The sequence below is a fragment of the Paracoccaceae bacterium Fryx2 genome (assembly GCA_032334235.1).
GTDB lineage: Bacteria > Pseudomonadota > Alphaproteobacteria > Rhodobacterales > Rhodobacteraceae > JAVSGI01.
On record JAVSGI010000008.1, the window covers coordinates 114,002 to 133,551 of the forward strand.

The following is a 19,550-nucleotide window of genomic DNA, read 5'->3' on the forward strand; positions in this document are numbered from 1 at the left end:
ACAAAAGCGCGGCGTACCGAGCGGTGCGCCGTGTCGACACCGCACCGATTTGTTCAACCAATCCGAACGTTTTTTACAAACCGCGTCGACCACGTTCGAAATTAGTCATCGGTCAAATGTCCCCTGATACAGCCACGAGGAACGGACGCATCGCAAGCAGGTGCGCCGGTCTGTTTAACCAGACCGGCGCAATGGGGACTAACAGGATGCTGAAAAACCCAACCCTGGACGCCGGATACAGAACGTGACTCCCTTTCCAAGTGGTTTGACGGGGAAATACGATGCGGGGCACGGACGAGACGAGCGGTTCGCTTTTCAGCTATGTCGATCTTGAGGAGCGCATTCCGTCTCGGCATCCGTTGCGCAAGATCCGGCAGATCGTCAACGATGCGCTTGCCAGCCTCGATGGCGACTTTGACGTGCTTTATTCTGCCGATGGGCGGCCGTCGATCCCGCCCGAGCGCCTGCTGCGCGCCAGCCTGATCCAGATCCTGTTTTCGGTGCGATCCGAACGGCAGTTGATGGAACAGATGCAGTATAACTTGATGTTCCGTTGGTTCGTTGGGCTGGGCATTGATGACGCGGTGTGGGGTGAAGGGCGCCCGGAAATCTGTCCAGTGGACAGATTTCAGCCCTGAACGCGCGAAGCGCCGGGCCGAAGGCCGACGGTTTTCACGAAGAACCGCGACCGGCTGCTGACCACCGACATGGCCCGCAAAGTCCTGGCGGCGATCCTCGCCCACCGCGAGGTGGCGCCGCTCTTGTCGGATGAGCACTTCTCGGTCGACGGCACGCTGGTCAAGGCGTTCGCCATGGGTCTCGAACCGATGGCGACACCATGGCTCACCATCCATGAAGAGTTTTCAGCCCAAGCCGGAGGCCGCCCCTCTCGGAGGCGATAGGCCGGATGATCCGCCGCCTGCCGCCTGCCGCCGATGCCGAAGCCCCCGCCCAACCCAGCCCGGAGACCGCCCCGATGACCACCGAAAAGCCCAGAGATCGCAATACCGAAGTCGACTTCCGCGGCCAGAAGCGGTCGAACGCAACCCATGCCTCGGTCACCGATCCTGAGGCGCGGCTCTACAAGAAGTCGCCGGGCACTGGCGCAAACCTTTGTTTCATCGGCCATACCCTCATGGATGAGGCGGGTTCCGCCACCGGTCCGAGGAACCCGCCGCAAGGCAACGGGCTGATCGTCCAGACCGAGATGACGCAGGCCCCCTCTCGGCAGCATGCTGCGCATGCGCCTGCCGGGCAATGGATGGTCACGCAGAGCGTCGCGCCGCCCTTGCCATGATCCACCGCCATTCGCCAGGCTCGACGCGGCGGCTGACGGTCGGCGCTGACAAGGGCTACGACTGCGCCGACTTCGTCAACGATCTGCGACAGGCCTGCGTCACGCCCCATGTGGCGCAAAAAGTCCGGCACTCGGCTATCGATGGTCGCACCACCCGGCATTCAGGATACGCAATCTCGCAAAAACGCCGCAAGAAGATCGAAGAGCCGTTCGGATGGGCCAAGACGGTCGGACCCATGGCGCAGGCAATGCTGCGGGGCGTCAAACGGGTGGGTGCCCAGTTCACCCTTACGATGGCGGCCTGCAATCTTGCCCGGCTGCCTCGGTTGCTGGCAGCATGAGCCAGCGAGTGAAGGCGAATCCCGGCCCGCAACGGCCACAAACCCGCCTTGCCCGGCACCATTTCGACAGCCCCTGAAGGACACCGTTCCGGGCCAGCGACTATTTCAGCGGCCTGCTAAGGGATGATGTCGTTCTTACTTGGTGGTCATCAACTGACCGCGGATTTCACCGTCAGGGAACTTCTCGGTGTGGACATTGTAGTAATACATGCCGCCGGTCAGATCTGTGATCTGTCCGTCCGTGATCGGTGCGCTGCCTTCCATCGTGGCCATGGTGTCGATGACCGGACCAGCGGATTCCGTCGCCGCCGCGGGGCCGTGAATGTGCGAGGCGGTCGCATCACCGGTCAAGCCTTCGGTCGTGACGACCCAAGCCACCGTCTTGGCTTCCGTGTCGAGCGTCACTTCGACCGTGCCCGTTGCAGCGCTTTCGACAGGCGGCACTTCCGCCGCACCACCTATGGGCTGAGCGCCCGGTGACAATCATCAGAAAAGTGTATTTGCCATTTTAGCATCGTCCTGAAAGCAAGACAGATGTCGACAGCAAGAACTCATAGAACGCAGGTTATCGGCCGCAGTTCCATTGAGTGATGGCAATCGGCCGTTTTTGGCCACGATGACCGGGATGATGTCTGACGTGTACCGAGCTCAGGGCCTCAACTGAGCAGAGATCTCCTCGCCACTATCGCTCGCCAGTTCGGACATGCGCCGTCGTGAATTGGGGGTGTTCAAATCGGCGAGGTCGGCGGAAAGGTGCTGATCGCGGCTTGTCACTGGCCAATACGGCAGCGGCCTTGCTGATTGCGGAACCCTACCCAAAGCCACGCGTTGATACCGAGAGCCAGCCTGCTCAGATCCGCAAAACAGGAGATTTACCAGATGGACCATTCAAACCACGTAGCGCTCGACGCAGCTGAACTGAACGAAGCCAACCTGATTGATGCCGTTGTTTACGGCGCACACGACGCAAAGATCGGCACCGTTTCGCATGTCCACGGGATGGGTGCTGCGACGTCCGTAATCGTTGATGTTGGTGGCTTTCTTGGCATAGGTGCCAAGCCCGTGTCGATGACCACGAGCGACTTGCACTTTATGCGCGATGAAGACGGCAGCGTGCATGCAACAACGACTTGGACCAAGGATCAGGTCAAGGCGCTGCCAGAGCACCATCACTGATCGCATCTCGGGGCCACTGCTAAGGTCCTTTGCGGCGGCGGGCGCTTGAAAATCAAGCGCCCGCATTTTCCGTCACATCAGCCGCCTCATTCAACCGCAAGGCAGACCCATGAAGAAAATCTTGCTGGTCATCCCCGCGCTTGCCGTTTTGATCCCAGCCGTTGTGTTCGTTGCGTCCCGCGAACAGGCAACGACTGCCGTCACGGCAGGTTACGGCCCGAAGCCAGAGCTGCCAGCGCCCGATCCCCGCCTGATCCCGACGGTGAACATCGCACCGGCGATCGGTTGGCCATTGGATGCGATCCCGGTGGCCACAGAGGGCCTGCGCGTAAACGAATATGCCGGTGGATTTGACCATCCACGCTGGCTTTACGTTTTGCCTAACGGCGACGTCTTGGTAGCCGAAAGCAACGCGCCACCGAAGCCAGATGCATCCTTCAGCCTCAAAGGCTGGGTGATGGGGCTGGTCATGTCGCGCGCGGGCGCCGGGGTGCCCAGTGCGAACCAGATCACGCTTGTCCGCGACGCTGACGGCGATGGCGTGGCCGAGGTGCGGGAAACCTTTCTTAAACGGCTCAATTCTCCGTTTGGCATGACCTTGGTCGGCAACACGCTGTATGTCGCGAATACGGATGCGATCGTGGCGTTTCCGTACCAGACTGGTGAAATCTCCATCACCGCCGAAGGCGAATTGATCGCCCACCTGCCAGCAGGGCCAATCAACCACCATTGGACCAAGGATGTGATCGCCAGCGCCGATGGAACCAAACTTTATGCAACGGTCGGATCGAACAGCAACGTCGCCGAAAACGGGATTGAGGTCGAAGAAAATCGTGCCACGGTGTTGGAAATCGACCTCGCCACACGGCAGACGCGGGTGTTCGCGTCCGGCCTGCGCAATCCCAACGGGTTGGCCTGGCAGCCCGACAGTGGTGCCTTGTGGGTTGCGGTTAATGAACGCGACGAGATCGGCAGTGATTTGGTGCCCGACTACATGACCTCGGTGCAGGACGGCGGGTTTTACGGTTGGCCCTATAGTTACTATGGTCAGCACGTAGACGTGCGCGCTACGCCCCCGCGTCCCGATCTGGTGCAAAGTGCGCTCGTCCCGAACTACGCCCTCGGTGCGCATACCGGCTCGCTGGGCCTCACCTTCAACACGGGTTCCTTGTTTCCGGAAAGCTATCATAACGGTGCGTTTGTCGGACAGCATGGGTCGTGGAACCGAGAGCCGCCGTCGGGTTACAAAGTGATCTTTGTCCCTTTTACCGACGGCGAGCCGTCAGGTGATCCGCAAGATATCCTGACCGGGTTTGTGAACACCGAAGGCAAAGCGATGGGAAGGCCGGTGGGCGTCGTCATCGACGCAACGGGTGCCCTGCTGGTTGCCGACGATGTTGGCAATAAGGTGTGGCGGGTGGTGCCGAATGGTTCCGCGGTTCTGGGCGCAAATCCGTGAGCTCGAAGGTCAATATTGTCGGCTAAAGCACAAGGAAAAGGAATTGAACCATGGTCAAATCTCCTGCCTCAGCCAAGGATCTTACGCCCCGCAAAGGCATGCCAGGCACACAGCTTTCGAAGCATGATTTCAAGCGGCGTTATGGCGAACAGTTCACCGACCCTGCGTTTGATGCCCTTCAGGCCGAGATCGACAAGATCGCCGATATTGCCTGGGACGCCTACCATGGGTCGCGCAAGGCCCCGATCACCGAAAAGGCCGGGGTCGGGTTCAAAAACCCCGACTACGATCTCTCTGTCGATTGGAACGCTGCACGAAACGCCATTGATGCTGCACAGGTTCAGCATGACGCCAAGGACGGAACGCCACGCATCCTGCTGATCAACGGCTCGTCCCGTAGTGAACACACTTGTCCCGGCGAGATGTCGAAAAGCTTCCGCCTGATCGAGCTGGCAAAAACCGTGATCGAAAAGGAGTTCTCACTGGCGGTCGATATCCTCGATCTTTCGCGCCTTGCCTCGGAATACGGCCGCAAGATCCACCCCTGCAAAGCCTGCTTTTCGACCGCAGCGCCTTTGTGCCACTGGCCCTGTTCATGTTACCCCAACCACGCGCTTGGCCAGACGCAGGACTGGATGAACGACATCTATCCGCTTTGGGTGGCAGCACACGGTGTGATGATCGTAACGCCGGTGAACTGGTATCAGGTCACTTCACCGGTCAAGCTAATGATGGACCGGCTGGTCTGCGCCGACGGTGGCAACCCGGACCCGACCCTGACCGATGGCAAGGACGCAGAGTTGGCGAAGGCGATCGAACTTGCGGGCTGGGATTATCCGCGCCATCTGGCGGGCCGCGCCTTTTCGGTCGTTGTCCACGGCGATGTGGCGGGCGTGGAAAACGTGCGGCGGTCGCTGTCGGATTGGCTGAAATTCATGAAGCTGGTGCCTGCCGGGGCCAGCGCCGAGATCGACCGTTACATCGGCTATTGGGAACCCTACGCGACCAGCCACGCGGCGCTCGACCTTGATACCCATGTTCAGGAGGAAGTGCGCAATGCCGCCCGCATTCTGGCGCAGGCCGTCGTAGCCATGCGGAGCGGGACCATGATCGAAGCAGGTGCGGACCTGACCGACCCGCGACAGAAATAGCAACGGTTCACACCATAACGTCCCAGCTGAGTTTAAGCACAGTCCTGTCATCAGAATTTGAGGGGGCGAAGCAGGCAGGATGCTGGCGATTAAGAGGCTCGACTGCCATTGCGTTGGCCACAGCGGGAAATCAGAAAAACCGCCGTGTTCCTCATCTCGTCTCGTCTGATTGACAAGCATGCTGCCTGCTTCTGACTATAAACGCTTCAAAGCTCATTTGGTTTCGCCCTGACTGATCAATTCCGGGTTTGCCCGGTGTCCCGCAGGGCGACCAGGACACCGCCTTCTGAATGCAGGCTCGACTGGCACAGACATTTGGGAACGAAGGAGCTTTTCTGACGTTTCCTTTTGTGATCGGAGGGTGCCATGGCCACACAGGTATACTGGAAGGGTTATCTCAAACTGTCGCTCGTCACCTGTGCGGTGACAATGACGCCTGCGACGACAGACGGCGAGAAGCTGAAATTTCACACACTGAACCGCGAGACCGGACACCGCGTGGTCAGCCGCTATGTAGATTCGGTAACGGGAAACGTAGTCAAGAAAGATGATGAGGCGCGTGGCTTTGCCCGGGGCGAGGGTGACTATGTCCTGCTCGAGGATGAGGACCTGGACTCGGTCGCACTGGACAGTACACGCACTATAGATATCCAAACATTCGTTGACCGTGATCGCATCGGTTGGATCTGGCGCGACAAGGCGCATTTCTTGCTGCCCGGCGATAGCGTTGGGGCAGAGGCGTTTGCAGTAATTCGCGAGGCGATGGCGGCCACCAAAACTGTCGGCATTTCGCGGCTCGTGCTGGCGCAGCGCGAGCGCGCGGTCATGCTGGAGCCGCGTGGTGCAGGAATCGTCGTGTGGTCTTTGCGCTAAGGGGACGAGGTTCGCGATCCCGCTAAGTATTTCGACGGCATTTCCGACGACAAATCCGCCGCCATCTTTATGGCGCCTGTGTGCCAGTTGAGCGACGAGCGAACCAAGCCAAGGGATGCCAAAATGGTTCAGGACGAGGTTCAGCACCGGTTGTTGAAGATTATATCCGCGTAAAAGAAGGGTCGAAAGCGCCCGGTCAATGCGAAGACGGCAAAACCCGCAGCGGGCAATCTCGTCAGCATTCTGGACGCATTAAAGAAAAGCATCGCATCCGAGAAGGGCGATTAAGCCTTGGTCATCAACGGCACAGCGGCCGCGTGGAAATCCTGCCAAGGGTCTGTAGCGCTCAGGCGGTCCAACATGTTCAATATTGTGAAATGGCCAGGTCTGATATCGGGGCTAAGTCCGTCCCACAACAAGGGTCCCGATACCACCGCACCGGGCCGGACACGCGATGAATAGGGCGCCACAGCAGTCGCACTGCACTGATTGTGCAGATAATCGATCAGAATCTTTCCCTTTCGCCGTGCCTTGACGACAGTGGCGACATAACTTTCGGGGGTGTCGGCAGCCATCGCCACCGCCGTCGCTTTGGTGAAAACCTTAACACTCGACTAGGTGGATTTTGGTGTCAGCGGCGCCACCACATGCAGCCCCTTGCTTGCGTGTTTCGCTTGATGGTGGGCATCGATTTCACGGGATCATGGGCAGTCATTTCGCGTGAAGCTGGGCACTGATTTCGCGGGATCGCGGGCAGGTCTGGTCGGCAAATTGAGGATAGTTGCGCCTTCAGGAATGAAGGGGTGGCTTGATGCCGACAGGACGATTGAACATGCGCCGGATACGAGATGTTTTGCGATTGAAGCTTGGGCAAGGCCTGAGCGAGCGGTCCATTGCCGCTTCCCTCGGTCTGAGCAAGGGGAGCGTCGGAAGCTACACCCAACGGGCGCGTCATGCCGGGCTCACGTGGCCCTTGCCGGAGGGGATCGATGACGACAGCCTTGAACTTCTTTTGTTTCCAGCCCCGCCCACGGTGCCGGACGCGGAGCGGCTTGTGCCCGACTGGGCGGAGATTGACCGCGAGTTGCGCCGCCCTGGGGTGACGCGGATGCTGCTCTGGGAAGAATACCGTGCCGCGCACCCCGGGGGTTTTGCCTATACTTGGTTTTGCACGCATTACGAGGCTTGGAAGGGTCGGGTGCGCCCGACGATGCGCCAGACACATGTGGGCGGCGAGAAGGTGTTCGTCGACTTTGCCGGCGACACCATCGACGTGATCGACCCCACGACCGGCGAAGCGCGGGCCATGAAGCTGTTCGTGGCGGCAATGGGGGCATCGAATCACACCTATGCCGAGGCGGTGGCATCGGAGGGGTTGGAAGATTGGATCCTCGCGCATATCCGGATGTTCGCCTTTCTGGGCGGCGTGCCAAAGGCGGTGGTTCCGGACAATCTGAAGTCCGCCGTGATCAAGGCAGACCGGTTTGATCCGGGGCTGAACCGGACCTATGCCGAGATGGCGGCGCATTATGGCACCGCCGTTCTGCCCGCCCGGCCGCGCAAACCCCGGGACAAGGCGAAGGTGGAAGTGGCTGTCCAAGTGGCACAACGCTGGATTCTGGCGCGGCTGCGGAACCACCGGTTCTTCTCATTGGCCGAGTTGAACGTGGCGATCCGGCGGCTGCTGGACGAGTTGAACATGCGCGTGATGCGCGGCTATGGCGCCAGCCGCGCCGATCTGTTTGCCACTTTGGATCGGCCCAATCTTCAGCCCCTACCGCCCGAACCTTATGTCTTCGCCCGCTGGAAGCGCGCCCGCGTGGCACCCGACTATCACGTTGAGGTCGACAGCTCATGGTATTCCGTGCCCTTCGCGCTGATCAAACAAGAGGTCGATGTTCGCACAAGCGGCCAGACGGTCGAGATATTCCATCGTGGTCAGAGGGTTGCGAGCCACGTGCGCACCCCGGGGCGGCGCAGCCATGTCACCGTGGCCGACCATATGCCATCGGCCCATCGTCGCTTTGCCGAATGGACCCCGGCCAGAATGCTGGCGCAGGCAACCAAGACCGGCCCCGCCGTCGCCGCCTTTTGCGAGATGGTGATGGCTGACCGCCCCCATCCTGAACAGGGGTTCCGCACCTGCCTGGGTGTGCTGGCCTTGGTCAAAACCTATGGGCCGGAGCGCGTTGATGCGGCCTGCCAGCGGGGTGTGACCATCCGGGCCCGCACCGTCACCTCCATTCGTTCGATCCTCAAGACCGGCCTCGATCGCGCCTTCCTGGAAGGCTCCGAAGAGGTCGCCCCCCTCCAGCACGCCAACATTCGTGGCGGCAGCTATTACCATTGAGAAAGGACTAAAATGCTGACCCATCCCACCCACGACCGACTGTTGGCGCTCGGCCTGACCGGCATTGCATCGGCGCTCGAAGAACAACGCAGGTCAACCGCCTTCGACGCCCTCTCGTTCGAAGAGCGTCTCGGCCTGCTGGTCGACCGCGAGGCTGCAGAGCGCGACACCAAGAAACTGGCCTCCCGGCTCAAGTTTGCGGCTCTGCGCCAAGATGCCAGCGTCGAGGATCTGGACCTGCGCAGCCCACGTGGTCTTGACCGCAGTGTCATGGCGCATCTTGCCGATGGCGGCTGGATCGCCCGGCACGAGAACCTGCTGATAACCGGGCCGACCGGTTTGGGCAAAAGCTGGATCGCCTGCGCCCTTGGCCACAAGGCGTGCCGGGATGGGCGGCCCGTCCTCTATCAACGTGCGCCGCGCATGTTCGAGGCCCTTGCTCTGGCCCGTGGCGATGGCCGCCATGAACGCATCCTCAAAACCATCGCCCGCATGGATGTGCTGATCATTGACGATTGGGGCCTCGCCGTCCTCACCGCCCCGGAGCGCCGTGACCTGCTGGAAATCCTCGAAGACCGCCACGGCCGCGCTTCCACCATCGTCACAAGCCAACTCCCCGTTGACCAGTGGCACGAAGCCATCGGCGACCCAACGCTCGCAGATGCCATCCTCGACCGCCTCGTTCACAACGCACACCGCCTCACCCTCTCAGGTGAAAGCCTGCGCAGGCGCTCCGCCGTCACAAAAAAGCTTGACCAAATCGTTCAAGCCTGACTCCATGAAAGCGTCGGCCAGCCTGCCCACGATCCCGTGAAATGACTGCCCAGAATGGCGCGAAACGCGTGCCCACGATCGCGCGAAATCAGCGCCCATTCTCCGCGAAATCCGCACCTTGCCGCCAGAGGACTTGAGAAAAGCAGTCAAACCGGCAGCCTCTAGCCGTTGTTTCATCTCATGCGCCGCCGCGCACGCAGGCTCTTGATCTCGGATAGTCTGCGGTCCGAGAATTGTTCTATGTTGCTGTTCAAAGGTAACGCATTGCGACAAAGATCGGAGAAATCATGCTGCGCCTTCACCGTCATTCAGAGATTGATAGGTCCCAGCCACCACGCTGGCAGTGCGTGGCCGTATTTGGGGTGCAAGCCTGGCTGGAAGATCGGCGGCATGGATGAATTCGGCCAAAGGGGATCTTCCGTATTGGAGCGCAGATCAGGGTGCCTTGATGAAGTCGCTCGGATCAGGCCCGGTCGGTCTGGGGGCTGACGTGGCGACCAGGATTCTGGCCACGGTCGGCCCCAACAGCGTTGAGGAGGCCGCGCGCTTGAGTGCGCTGCGCCTTTTGCTGCGGCAGTTCGAAAGCCCGCTTGTCCTGATCCTGGCCTTTGCCGCCGCCATTTCACTTGCGCTGCAGCAATGGGTAGATGCCGGAATCATTCTTGCCATCGTGGTTGGCAGTGCGCTGTTGAGCTTTTTCCAGGAATATCGGGCCTCCACTGCAGTTGAGGAATTGAAAAAACGCCTTGCGCTGACGGCGCGCGTACTCCGCGATGGGATGGAACAGTTGGTGCCTGTCGCCCAGATCGTGCCGGGTGATCTGATCTTGCTGTCCGCGGGCAATCTGATTCCGGTGGATGGTCGGGTGATCGAGGCGCAGGATTTCCTTGTCAGCGAAGCGAGCATGACCGGCGAGTCCTTTCCAGTTGAGAAACGGGCAGGACGGGTGCCCGCCGACGCAGCCTTGACCGGGCGCACCAACACCGTTTTCATGGGTGCGTCTGTGCGAAGCGGCTCGGCAAGGGTGCTCGCCGTCAACACGGGCCGGAAGACCGAGTTTGGGGCCATTGCCGCCCGCCTGCGCGCACGTCAGCCAGAGACCGATTTCGCCCGCGGTGTGCGCCAGTTCGGCTATCTGCTGATCCGGGTGATGGTGGTGATCGTCATCTTTGTGCTGACGGTAAACCTGCTGCTGCACCGGCCGGTTGTCGAATCCATGCTGTTCGCCGTGGCTTTGGCGGTTGGCCTTTCACCCGAACTCTTGCCCGCCATCATCAGTGTGACCCTTTCTGCCGGGGCCCGCGCGATGAGCAAGCGCGGCGTCATCGTGCGGCGTCTGGATGCCATCGAAAACCTTGGCAGCATGAACATCCTTTGCACCGACTAGACCGGCACCTTGACCGAGGGCAAGATCGTGCTGCGCGAGGTTCTGGACGGCGCGAATGTGGCTTCGGATGCACTGCGGCAATTGGCCTATCTGAATGCGGCGTTTGAGACGGGCATCGAGAACCCGCTGGATGCGGCGATCTTCGAAGCGGGCCAGACGGCTGGGCTATCCACCGCAGGATATGCCAAGATCGACGAAATCCCGTATGATTTTGTGCGCCGCAGGTTGACCATCGTCGTGGCCCCAGACGGTGTCGAGCAGCATCTCATGGTCACCAAGGGCGCCTTTGCCGAGGTGCTCGCGACCTGCACTGCGGTGGAAGTCGGCGGCACCGACATGCCAATGGACGCGGCGCGGCGCGCGGCGTTGGAGGCGACGTTCCAAGCCAAAAGTGCGGATGGCCTGCGCGTGCTTGCCCTTGCGACCCGCAGCTTCACCGCAAAGGCCGATTATGACCGCGACGACGAAGCCAACATGACCTTTCGCGGCTTTCTGGTGTTTCTCGACCCGCCAAAACCCGATGCGGCCAAGGCCATCGCCGATCTGGCGCGCTTGGGCATCGCGATCAAGGTGATCAGCGGCGACAACCGCTATGTCACAGCACATGTCGCGCAGGCCGTTGGGTTGAACGCAAAGGCGATGCTGACCGGCGAAGAGATTGCCGCGATGCGGGACGAGGCGCTGTGGCATCTGGCGCCGCGGACCGACCTCTTCGTCGAGATTGACCCGCAGCAAAAAGAGCGCGTCGTGCGCGCCCTGCAACGTGTGGGCCATTCAGTGGGCTATCTGGGCGACGGCATCAACGACGCGCCCGCCCTGCATGCCGCCGATGTCGGAATCTCGGTGGCCGAAGCGGTGGACGTCGCCCGCGAAAGCGCAGACATTATCTTGCTGACCCGCGATCTTGATGTGCTGCACGCGGGCGTCGAGGACGGGCGGCGCACCTTTGCCAACACGCTGAAATACATCTCGATCACCACCAGTGCGAACTTTGGCAACATGATTAGTATGGCACTGGCGACACCGTTGTTGCCGTTCCTGCCGCTGGCGGCCAAGCAGATCCTGCTGAACAACTTTCTTTCGGATTTGCCGTCGATTGCAATCTCCAGCGACTCGGTGGACCCAGAGCGATTGACGCAGCCACAACGTTGGAACATCAAGGAAATCCGGAAATTCATGATCGTCTTCGGGCTGATCAGTTCAGTCTTCGATCTGATCACCTTTGGGCTGCTGCTGTGGGTGTTTCACGCCGATGAGGCGACGTTCCAGACTTCATGGTTCGTGATCTCGCTCCTGACTGAGCTTGTGGTCGTGCTGGTTCTCCGAACACATAGACCCGCATTCCGCAGCCGACCCAGCCGCTTGCTGCTCTGGTCAACCCTGACTGTTCTGGTGGTGACCTTCGCCATCCCCTACCTTGGTGGCCTGAGCGCCGTCTTTGGCTTTGTGCCGCTGACGGGTGGTCAGTTGGCAGGAATCGTGCTGATCCTGATCGGATATCTTGTTGCTACAGAACTGGCGAAGGCTTGGTTCTTCCGCACCAAGCCCTCCGCACAGCCTTTGGCCCGCGCCTCAGGGTCGCAGGATTCGCCGAACTGAGAGCGGCTTTCGTCCGCAGCACGCGGGCAGGCGTTACCGCCTGTGGCGCATGCGATCCTCACCGGCCCGCGGCTTTTCCTCGTCCCCGGCCAACGCCCGGCGCAGGCGGCGGATCAGAACGTCGCGGGACCGTTCGTCGGTCGCAGCACCCACGGATTCGTTGATGCTGAGGAACAAGTCCGACAGATCGTTGTGCCAATCCAGCCGCGCGACCTTTTCCGCTGCCAACCGGGGCGGTGTGGAAATGGACAACCGGCGCAACCCCTGCGCCGTCAACTCAAAGCTTTCGTCAAGGACCGGGCGCTGGATGTGGGACGGATCGACGACACCCTCCAGCCTCGCGGCCAAGGCGTCGATCGCCGCCGCCTCGCCGTGAACCAGAAACAGGTCGTGGGTCAGAGGGCTCTGTTGCACAAATCGGGTGACAGACAGATCTCCCCTTTCCCTGGACAGACTCATCCCACGGCTTCAGTGACGGGTATACCGAGCGCCGTGAAGCCGTTCAGCACGGCTACACGGACCTGAAACTCGGCGACCTGACGGTCAAAGTCCCGCGCCATGAGGCGCTGACCCAGCAATTTGACGCAGTGCATCTTCGTCTCGACGCGGCTTCGGCGGTGATAACCGCTCCATCGTCGCCAGATGGTTCGGCCGAAGCGTTTCGACGCGCGTAGGGCTTCGTTGCGGGCGATTGCCCCGGGGGTGTCGGGCTTCCATGGCTTGGCGTTCTTGCGGGGCGGAATGATGGCGGCCGCACCGCGGGCGGCGATGGCGTCGTGACACTTGCGTGTGTCGAAGGCGCCATCAGCGGTGACGCTGGCGATCTCCTGATCGGGCGGGATCTGGTCGAGCAGTTCGGGCAGCATCGGCGCGTCACCGACATCGCTGGTGGTGAACTCGGCTGCGCGGATTTCCAGTGTTTTCTCGTCTATCCCGATGTGAATCTTGCGCCAGACCCGACGTTTGGTGCCGCCGTGCTTGCGCGCATTCCATTCACCTTCGCCTTCAACCTTGATCCCGGTGCTATCGATCAGAAGATGCAGCGGGCCTTGCGAGCCGCGGTGGGGGATGTTGACCTTCAGGGTCTTCTGGCGACGGCTCAGCGTGCTGAAATTGGGCACAGCCCAATCCAAATCGATGAGCCCCAGCAGGCTTTCGACGAAGCCAGTCGTCTGTCTGAGCGCCATGCCAAACAACACCTTGATGGTCAGGCAGGTCTGGATCGCGGCATCGCTATAGTCAGGCTGTCGGCCGCGCTTACCTGTCGGCGCAGCCTCCCAGATCATGGCGGTATCAAACCAGATCGTCAGCGAGCCGCGGCGCTTCAGCGCTTCGTTTGCGGATTTCGCGGAGAATGGGCGCTGATTTCGCGCGATCGTGGGCACGCGTTTCGCGCCATTCTGGGCAGTCATTTCACGGGATCGTGGGCAGGCTGGCCGACGCTTTCATGGAGTCAGGCTTGAACGATTTGGTCAAGCTTTTTTGTGACGGCGGAGCGCCTGCGCAGGCTTTCACCTGAGAGGGTGAGGCGGTGTGCGTTGTGAACGAGGCGGTCGAGGATGGCATCTGCGAGCGTTGGGTCGCCGATGGCTTCGTGCCACTGGTCAACGGGGAGTTGGCTTGTGACGATGGTGGAAGCGCGGCCGTGGCGGTCTTCGAGGATTTCCAGCAGGTCACGGCGCTCCGGGGCGGTGAGGACGGCGAGGCCCCAATCGTCAATGATCAGCACATCCATGCGGGCGATGGTTTTGAGGATGCGTTCATGGCGGCCATCGCCACGGGCCAGAGCAAGGGCCTCGAACATGCGCGGCGCACGTTGATAGAGGACGGGCCGCCCATCCCGGCACGCCTTGTGGCCAAGGGCGCAGGCGATCCAGCTTTTGCCCAAACCGGTCGGCCCGGTTATCAGCAGGTTCTCGTGCCGGGCGATCCAGCCGCCATCGGCAAGATGCGCCATGACACTGCGGTCAAGACCACGTGGGCTGCGCAGGTCCAGATCCTCGACGCTGGCATCTTGGCGCAGAGCCGCAAACTTGAGCCGGGAGGCCAGTTTCTTGGTGTCGCGCTCTGCAGCCTCGCGGTCGACCAGCAGGCCGAGACGCTCTTCGAACGAGAGGGCGTCGAAGGCGGTTGACCTGCGTTGTTCTTCGAGCGCCGATGCAATGCCGGTCAGGCCGAGCGCCAACAGTCGGTCGTGGGTGGGATGGGTCAGCATTTTAGTCCTTTCTCAATGGTAATAGCTGCCGCCACGAATGTTGGCGTGCTGGAGGGGGGCGACCTCTTCGGAGCCTTCCAGGAAGGCGCGATCGAGGCCGGTCTTGAGGATCGAACGAATGGAGGTGACGGTGCGGGCCCGGATGGTCACACCCCGCTGGCAGGCCGCATCAACGCGCTCCGGCCCATAGGTTTTGACCAAGGCCAGCACACCCAGGCAGGTGCGGAACCCCTGTTCAGGATGGGGGCGGTCAGCCATCACCATCTCGCAAAAGGCGGCGACGGCGGGGCCGGTCTTGGTTGCCTGCGCCAGCATTCTGGCCGGGGTCCATTCGGCAAAGCGACGATGGGCCGATGGCATATGGTCGGCCACGGTGACATGGCTGCGCCGCCCCGGGGTGCGCACGTGGCTCGCAACCCTCTGACCACGATGGAATATCTCGACCGTCTGGCCGCTTGTGCGAACATCGACCTCTTGTTTGATCAGCGCGAAGGGCACGGAATACCATGAGCTGTCGACCTCAACGTGATAGTCGGGTGCCACGCGGGCGCGCTTCCAGCGGGCGAAGACATAAGGTTCGGGCGGTAGGGGCTGAAGATTGGGCCGATCCAAAGTGGCAAACAGATCGGCGCGGCTGGCGCCATAGCCGCGCATCACGCGCATGTTCAACTCGTCCAGCAGCCGCCGGATCGCCACGTTCAACTCGGCCAATGAGAAGAACCGGTGGTTCCGCAGCCGCGCCAGAATCCAGCGTTGTGCCACTTGGACAGCCACTTCCACCTTCGCCTTGTCCCGGGGTTTGCGCGGCCGGGCGGGCAGAACGGCGGTGCCATAATGCGCCGCCATCTCGGCATAGGTCCGGTTCAGCCCCGGATCAAACCGGTCTGCCTTGATCACGGCGGACTTCAGATTGTCCGGAACCACCGCCTTTGGCACGCCGCCCAGAAAGGCGAACATCCGGATATGCGCGAGGATCCAATCTTCCAACCCCTCCGATGCCACCGCCTCGGCATAGGTGTGATTCGATGCCCCCATTGCCGCCACGAACAGCTTCATGGCCCGCGCTTCGCCGGTCGTGGGGTCGATCACGTCGATGGTGTCGCCGGCAAAGTCAACGAACACCTTCTCGCCGCCCACATGTGTCTGGCGCATCGTCGGGCGCACCCGACCCTTCCAAGCCTCGTAATGCGTGCAAAACCAAGTATAGGCAAAACCCCCGGGGTGCGCGGCACGGTATTCTTCCCAGAGCAGCATCCGCGTCACCCCAGGGCGGCGCAACTCGCGGTCAATCTCCGCCCAGTCGGGCACAAGCCGCTCCGCGTCCGGCACCGTGGGCGGGGCTGGAAACAAAAGAAGTTCAAGGCTGTCGTCATCGATCCCCTCCGGCAAGGGCCACGTGAGCCCGGCATGACGCGCCCGTTGGGTGTAGCTTCCGACGCTCCCCTTGCTCAGACCGAGGGAAGCGGCAATGGACCGCTCGCTCAGGCCTTGCCCAAGCTTCAATCGCAAAACATCTCGTATCCGGCGCATGTTCAATCGTCCTGTCGGCATCAAGCCACCCCTTCATTCCTGAAGGCGCAACTATCCTCAATTTGCCGACCAGACCTGCCCGCGATCCCGCGAAATCAGTGCCCAGCTTCACGCGAAATGACTGCCCATGATCCCGTGAAATCGATGCCCACCATCAAGCGAAACACGCACTTCGTTATAGGCGGGCCAGTTCCTGGTCTTGTAGGCGGGGGGTATGGGTCTGCTCATGCCGTCCAGCTACCACGCTGGATTCACAAGATGAATCCCTCACGGGATTTGTGCAACAGAGCCCCGTTGGGGCTGAACTCGCCGCGTCATCTCAGCCCATTTGCTTTCAATCTGGCACCAGTTCATCCGCTGTCTCCTTTCAAGTGTTGAAAATGTATGGGGCCGCAAGTCGGCAAGCGCAAACCAACACGCGAACCCCGAAAACCCACTATTCGGGGTGGAAGATCAGTCAAATTCGACTGCCCGCAGAGCGCGAGGCGTAGAAACGCCAAGGCACCCGCGCTATTACCTCAGGCCAAGGAAGCCCAATATGAAAAGGATGATCACGACGGCGCCGACGAGCCAGATCAGATTGTTCATCGAGAACTCCATGCGGTTAGTGCCAGAGGCACGATGGCTTCAGTGAAATTACCAAGCGGGGCTCCAAGACAGCAGCCGTCAGACGAGAACTGAGCCGTCCCCGATCCGATGACGGCAGCAGGCAACGGCACAGCGCCGGGAAACTGAAAGCGCGTTGTCAGGAATGCTTTGTCCAGTCATCGACCTGACGCTCTGCGGCTTCTTTGGCCAGGCCATATTTTTCCTGGATCTTGCCGACAAGCTGGTCCCGCTTCCCCGCGATCTGATCCAGATCATCGTGGGTCAGCTTTGTTCAGCGACAACCATCTTGGCCGGTGCCGACAACCACCTTGGCCGGTGGGGCTGAACGGAAGACGGGCATGCCCGTCTGGAGGGCAGCCGCACCGGCCTGATTGATTTCGGGGAAGGTGCTGGTCGCTGCGGGTTGGTAAGCCGGGTTCCTCTGCCGTCAAACGGAGGATCCGGGTTGGCCTACAAACCCATCAACGACCAGCAATTGAGATTATACATGTCCGACCTCCAGAAGCACAGTCAGCGCACGTCGGCCGCCCGCGCCGGGTTCAGTGAGCGCACGGCCCGACGGTTCGATGCCAATCCGACGCTGCCCTCGAACCGCAAGATCGTTCACGGGCGCACGGTGGCCGATCCCCTCGAAGGCTTTTGGGAGGGCGACATCCTTCCCTTGCTGGAGAGGGACAGCGCCTTGCAGGCCGTCACCCTGCTGCGCCACCTTCAGGGCCTGCATCCGCTGGCCTTCCCCGATGACCGGATCCGGCGCACCCTGGAACGGCGGGTGCGGCAGTGGCGGGCGTTGAACGGGCCCGAGCGCGACATCATCTTCCGCCAGACGCCGGAGCCGGGCCGCATGGCCCAGTCCGACTTCACTCATGCCGAGGAGCTGGAGGTGACGATCGCGGGCCAGCTATTCCCGCATCTGCTCTACCACTTCGTCATGGTCTACAGCCGGTGGGAGCATGTCGGGGTGGTCCTGGGCGGGGAGAGCTTCACGGCCCTGGCCGAGAACCTGCAGCAGGCGCTCTGGTCGCTCGGCGGGGCACCACAGGAGCATCGCACCGACAGCCTCTCGGCCGCTTTCCGCAACCTGACGGCTGACCAGCGCCAGGATATCACCACGCGCTACAATGCCTTCGTCGGCCATTACGGCATGGAGGCCAGTCGCAACAACCGCGGGGAAGCTCATGAGAACGGCGCGGTGGAATCCCAGAACCGGCACCTGAAGAAGGCCATCGAACAGGCGCTGATCCTGCGCGGCAGCCGCGACTTCGCCAGCATTGAGGACTACCGCCGCTTCATCGACATTCTGGTGGCACGGCGCAACCGGCAGCGGGCGGCGGCCACGCAGGTGGAACGGGCGCATCTGAAGCCCCTGCCGCGCCGGCGCACCACCGACTTTACAGAGACCGTGGTTCCGGTCACCCGCACCAGCGGCTTTCTGGTCAAGAGCATCTTCTACAGCGCCCCGTCGCAGCTGATCGGGCAGCGCTTGCGGGTCCACCTTTACGACGATCGCCTTGAGGCCTTTCTCGGCAGCACCCTGGTCGTCAGCCATACAAGGGCGCGAGGTCGCGGCGATGGCCATCGCGTGCATGTCATCAACTACCATCACGTCATCCATGCGCTGCGGCGCAAACCGCAAGCCCTGTGGAGTTCGATCTACCGCGACAGCCTGTTCCCGCGAACCGAATACGCTGAGGCCTGGAAGGTGCTGCAGCGCGATCTGCCCCGCCGCGACGCCTGCCGCCGCATGGTCGACCTGCTGTTCATCGCCCACGACCGGGCCTGCGAGGCGGAACTGGCACATCTGCTGGCAGCAGAATTGGACGCGGGCCGGGTGCCCGATCCCGGACCTCTGGCATCCTGCCTGAACCCGCGGCAAACGGCGCTGCCGAGAGATGTTGCCGTCGCCCATCCCTCGCTCGACAGCTTCGATGCCCTTCTGGGAGCCTGCGCATGACCTCCCGCGAGATCGACATCCACACGCTGCCAGGCATGCTGACCGCGCTGCGCCTGCCCAGCTTCCACAAGCTTTGGGCCGACATCGCCACCCGTGCCGACACCGAAGGCTGGCCCGCTGCCCGCTTTCTGGCTGTCCTCGCGGAATACGAACTGGCCGAGCGCGACATGCGCCGCATTCAGCGCCACATGAACGAGGCACAGCTACCGGCTGGCAAGACGCTGGCGACCTTCGACTTCAAGGCGCTGCCAACCCTGCCGCGCGCCCGGATCGAGGCCTTGGCGGTCGGCGACTGGCTGGAGGGTGGCGGCAACCTGATCGCCATCGGCAATTCCGGCACGGGCAAAACGCACATTCTCTGCGCGATAGGCCATGCCCTGATCGAGCGGGGACACCGCGTGTTCTATACCCGCACCAGCGATCTGGTGCAGCGACTTCAGGCCGCCCGCCGCGATCTGGTGCTCGAAGCCGCGCTCGCCAAGCTCGACAAGTTCGACCTGATCATCCTCGACGACATCACCTACGCCCACAAGGATCAGGCCGAGACAGGCGTGCTCTTCGAGCTGATCGCCCGGCGCTACGAATACCGCAGCATCGCGATCGCCGCTAACCAACCCTTTAGCGGCTGGGACCAGATCTTCCCCGACAAGGCAATGACTGTCGCCGCCATCGACCGGCTGGTTCATCACGCAGCGATCCTGGAGATGAATGCCGAAAGCTTCCGCCAGCGCGCGGCCGCCTCCAACAAAGAGGCGCTGAGCAGACCGCCAACGACAACCATCGCCGACAACAAGGACAAAGGAGAAGGCTGAGCGAAAAACAATTCCAGATACGC

15 protein-coding genes and 2 pseudogenes are annotated in these 19,550 nt (G+C 61.6%); 11 read left to right on the forward strand and 6 right to left on the reverse strand.

Annotation, left to right across the window (positions count from 1 at the left end):
- Window positions 1-281: 281 nt before the first annotated feature.
- Window positions 282-1,638 (forward strand): annotated as a pseudogene (locus tag RNZ50_26560) (IS5 family transposase).
- 135 nt (window positions 1,639-1,773) lie between these two features.
- Here RNZ50_26560 and RNZ50_26565 read toward each other — a convergent pair.
- Window positions 1,774-2,121 (reverse strand): CHRD domain-containing protein, encoded by a 348-nt coding sequence (locus tag RNZ50_26565; protein MDT8858522.1) that lies wholly within the window; start codon window positions 2,119-2,121, stop codon window positions 1,774-1,776.
- A 396-nt stretch (window positions 2,122-2,517) separates the two neighbouring features.
- Between RNZ50_26565 and RNZ50_26570 the strand changes: the two genes are divergently transcribed.
- The 8 genes from RNZ50_26570 to RNZ50_26605 all read left to right on the forward strand — a co-directional run bounded on the left by RNZ50_26570 (window position 2,518) and on the right by RNZ50_26605 (window position 12,407).
- Window positions 2,518-2,814 (forward strand): PRC-barrel domain-containing protein, encoded by a 297-nt coding sequence (locus RNZ50_26570; GenBank protein ID MDT8858523.1) that lies wholly within the window; start codon window positions 2,518-2,520, stop codon window positions 2,812-2,814.
- Between the two features lie 109 nt (window positions 2,815-2,923).
- Window positions 2,924-4,273, forward strand: a complete 1,350-nt coding sequence (locus tag RNZ50_26575; GenBank protein MDT8858524.1) for a sorbosone dehydrogenase family protein — start codon at window positions 2,924-2,926, stop codon at window positions 4,271-4,273.
- Window positions 4,274-4,323: 50 nt separating this feature from the next.
- Window positions 4,324-5,424 carry a flavodoxin family protein gene (locus RNZ50_26580; protein ID MDT8858525.1) on the forward strand — a complete coding sequence of 367 codons (1,101 nt, stop codon included), beginning with the start codon at window positions 4,324-4,326 and terminating at the stop codon, window positions 5,422-5,424.
- Window positions 5,425-5,790: 366 nt separating this feature from the next.
- Window positions 5,791-6,297: a Ku protein gene (locus RNZ50_26585; protein ID MDT8858526.1), complete on the forward strand. Its 507-nt coding sequence runs from the start codon at window positions 5,791-5,793 to the stop codon at window positions 6,295-6,297.
- An 811-nt stretch (window positions 6,298-7,108) separates the two neighbouring features.
- Window positions 7,109-8,647, forward strand: coding sequence for an IS21 family transposase (gene istA, locus RNZ50_26590; GenBank protein MDT8858527.1), 1,539 nt, complete (start codon window positions 7,109-7,111; stop codon window positions 8,645-8,647).
- A 12-nt stretch (window positions 8,648-8,659) separates the two neighbouring features.
- Window positions 8,660-9,421, forward strand: a complete 762-nt coding sequence (gene istB, locus RNZ50_26595; GenBank protein MDT8858528.1) for an IS21-like element helper ATPase IstB — start codon at window positions 8,660-8,662, stop codon at window positions 9,419-9,421.
- 394 nt (window positions 9,422-9,815) lie between these two features.
- The gene (locus RNZ50_26600; GenBank protein ID MDT8858529.1) at window positions 9,816-10,808 is read left to right on the forward strand and encodes a cation-transporting P-type ATPase; all 993 of its coding nucleotides are present in this window, start codon (window positions 9,816-9,818) and stop codon (window positions 10,806-10,808) included.
- A 9-nt stretch (window positions 10,809-10,817) separates the two neighbouring features.
- Window positions 10,818-12,407 carry an HAD-IC family P-type ATPase gene (locus RNZ50_26605; GenBank protein ID MDT8858530.1) on the forward strand — a complete coding sequence of 530 codons (1,590 nt, stop codon included), beginning with the start codon at window positions 10,818-10,820 and terminating at the stop codon, window positions 12,405-12,407.
- Window positions 12,408-12,440: 33 nt separating this feature from the next.
- Here the strand turns inward: RNZ50_26605 and RNZ50_26610 are convergent, their stop codons facing one another.
- The 5 genes and pseudogenes from RNZ50_26610 to RNZ50_26630 all read right to left on the reverse strand — a co-directional run bounded on the left by RNZ50_26610 (window position 12,441) and on the right by RNZ50_26630 (window position 17,029).
- Window positions 12,441-12,821 carry a hypothetical protein gene (locus tag RNZ50_26610; GenBank protein MDT8858531.1) on the reverse strand — a complete coding sequence of 127 codons (381 nt, stop codon included), beginning with the start codon at window positions 12,819-12,821 and terminating at the stop codon, window positions 12,441-12,443.
- Between the two features lie 41 nt (window positions 12,822-12,862).
- A complete protein-coding gene (locus RNZ50_26615) occupies window positions 12,863-13,819 on the reverse strand; it encodes an IS5 family transposase (GenBank protein ID MDT8858532.1) in 957 nt (318 codons plus the stop codon).
- A gap of 41 nt (window positions 13,820-13,860) precedes the next feature.
- Window positions 13,861-14,622: an IS21-like element helper ATPase IstB gene (istB, locus tag RNZ50_26620; GenBank protein MDT8858533.1), complete on the reverse strand. Its 762-nt coding sequence runs from the start codon at window positions 14,620-14,622 to the stop codon at window positions 13,861-13,863.
- 12 nt (window positions 14,623-14,634) lie between these two features.
- The gene (gene istA, locus RNZ50_26625) at window positions 14,635-16,173 is read right to left on the reverse strand and encodes an IS21 family transposase (GenBank protein ID MDT8858534.1); all 1,539 of its coding nucleotides are present in this window, start codon (window positions 16,171-16,173) and stop codon (window positions 14,635-14,637) included.
- A 724-nt stretch (window positions 16,174-16,897) separates the two neighbouring features.
- Window positions 16,898-17,029 (reverse strand): annotated as a pseudogene (locus RNZ50_26630) (CsbD family protein).
- Between the two features lie 177 nt (window positions 17,030-17,206).
- Between RNZ50_26630 and istA (RNZ50_26635) the strand changes: the two are divergent.
- Entirely contained in the window at window positions 17,207-18,715 is a 1,509-nt protein-coding gene (gene istA / locus RNZ50_26635) for an IS21 family transposase (GenBank protein MDT8858535.1), read from the forward strand.
- The gene (gene istB / locus RNZ50_26640; GenBank protein ID MDT8858536.1) at window positions 18,712-19,527 is read left to right on the forward strand and encodes an IS21-like element helper ATPase IstB; all 816 of its coding nucleotides are present in this window, start codon (window positions 18,712-18,714) and stop codon (window positions 19,525-19,527) included. Before istA (RNZ50_26635) ends, istB (RNZ50_26640) begins: the two co-directional genes overlap by 4 nt.
- The last annotated feature ends 23 nt before the right edge of the window (window positions 19,528-19,550 follow it).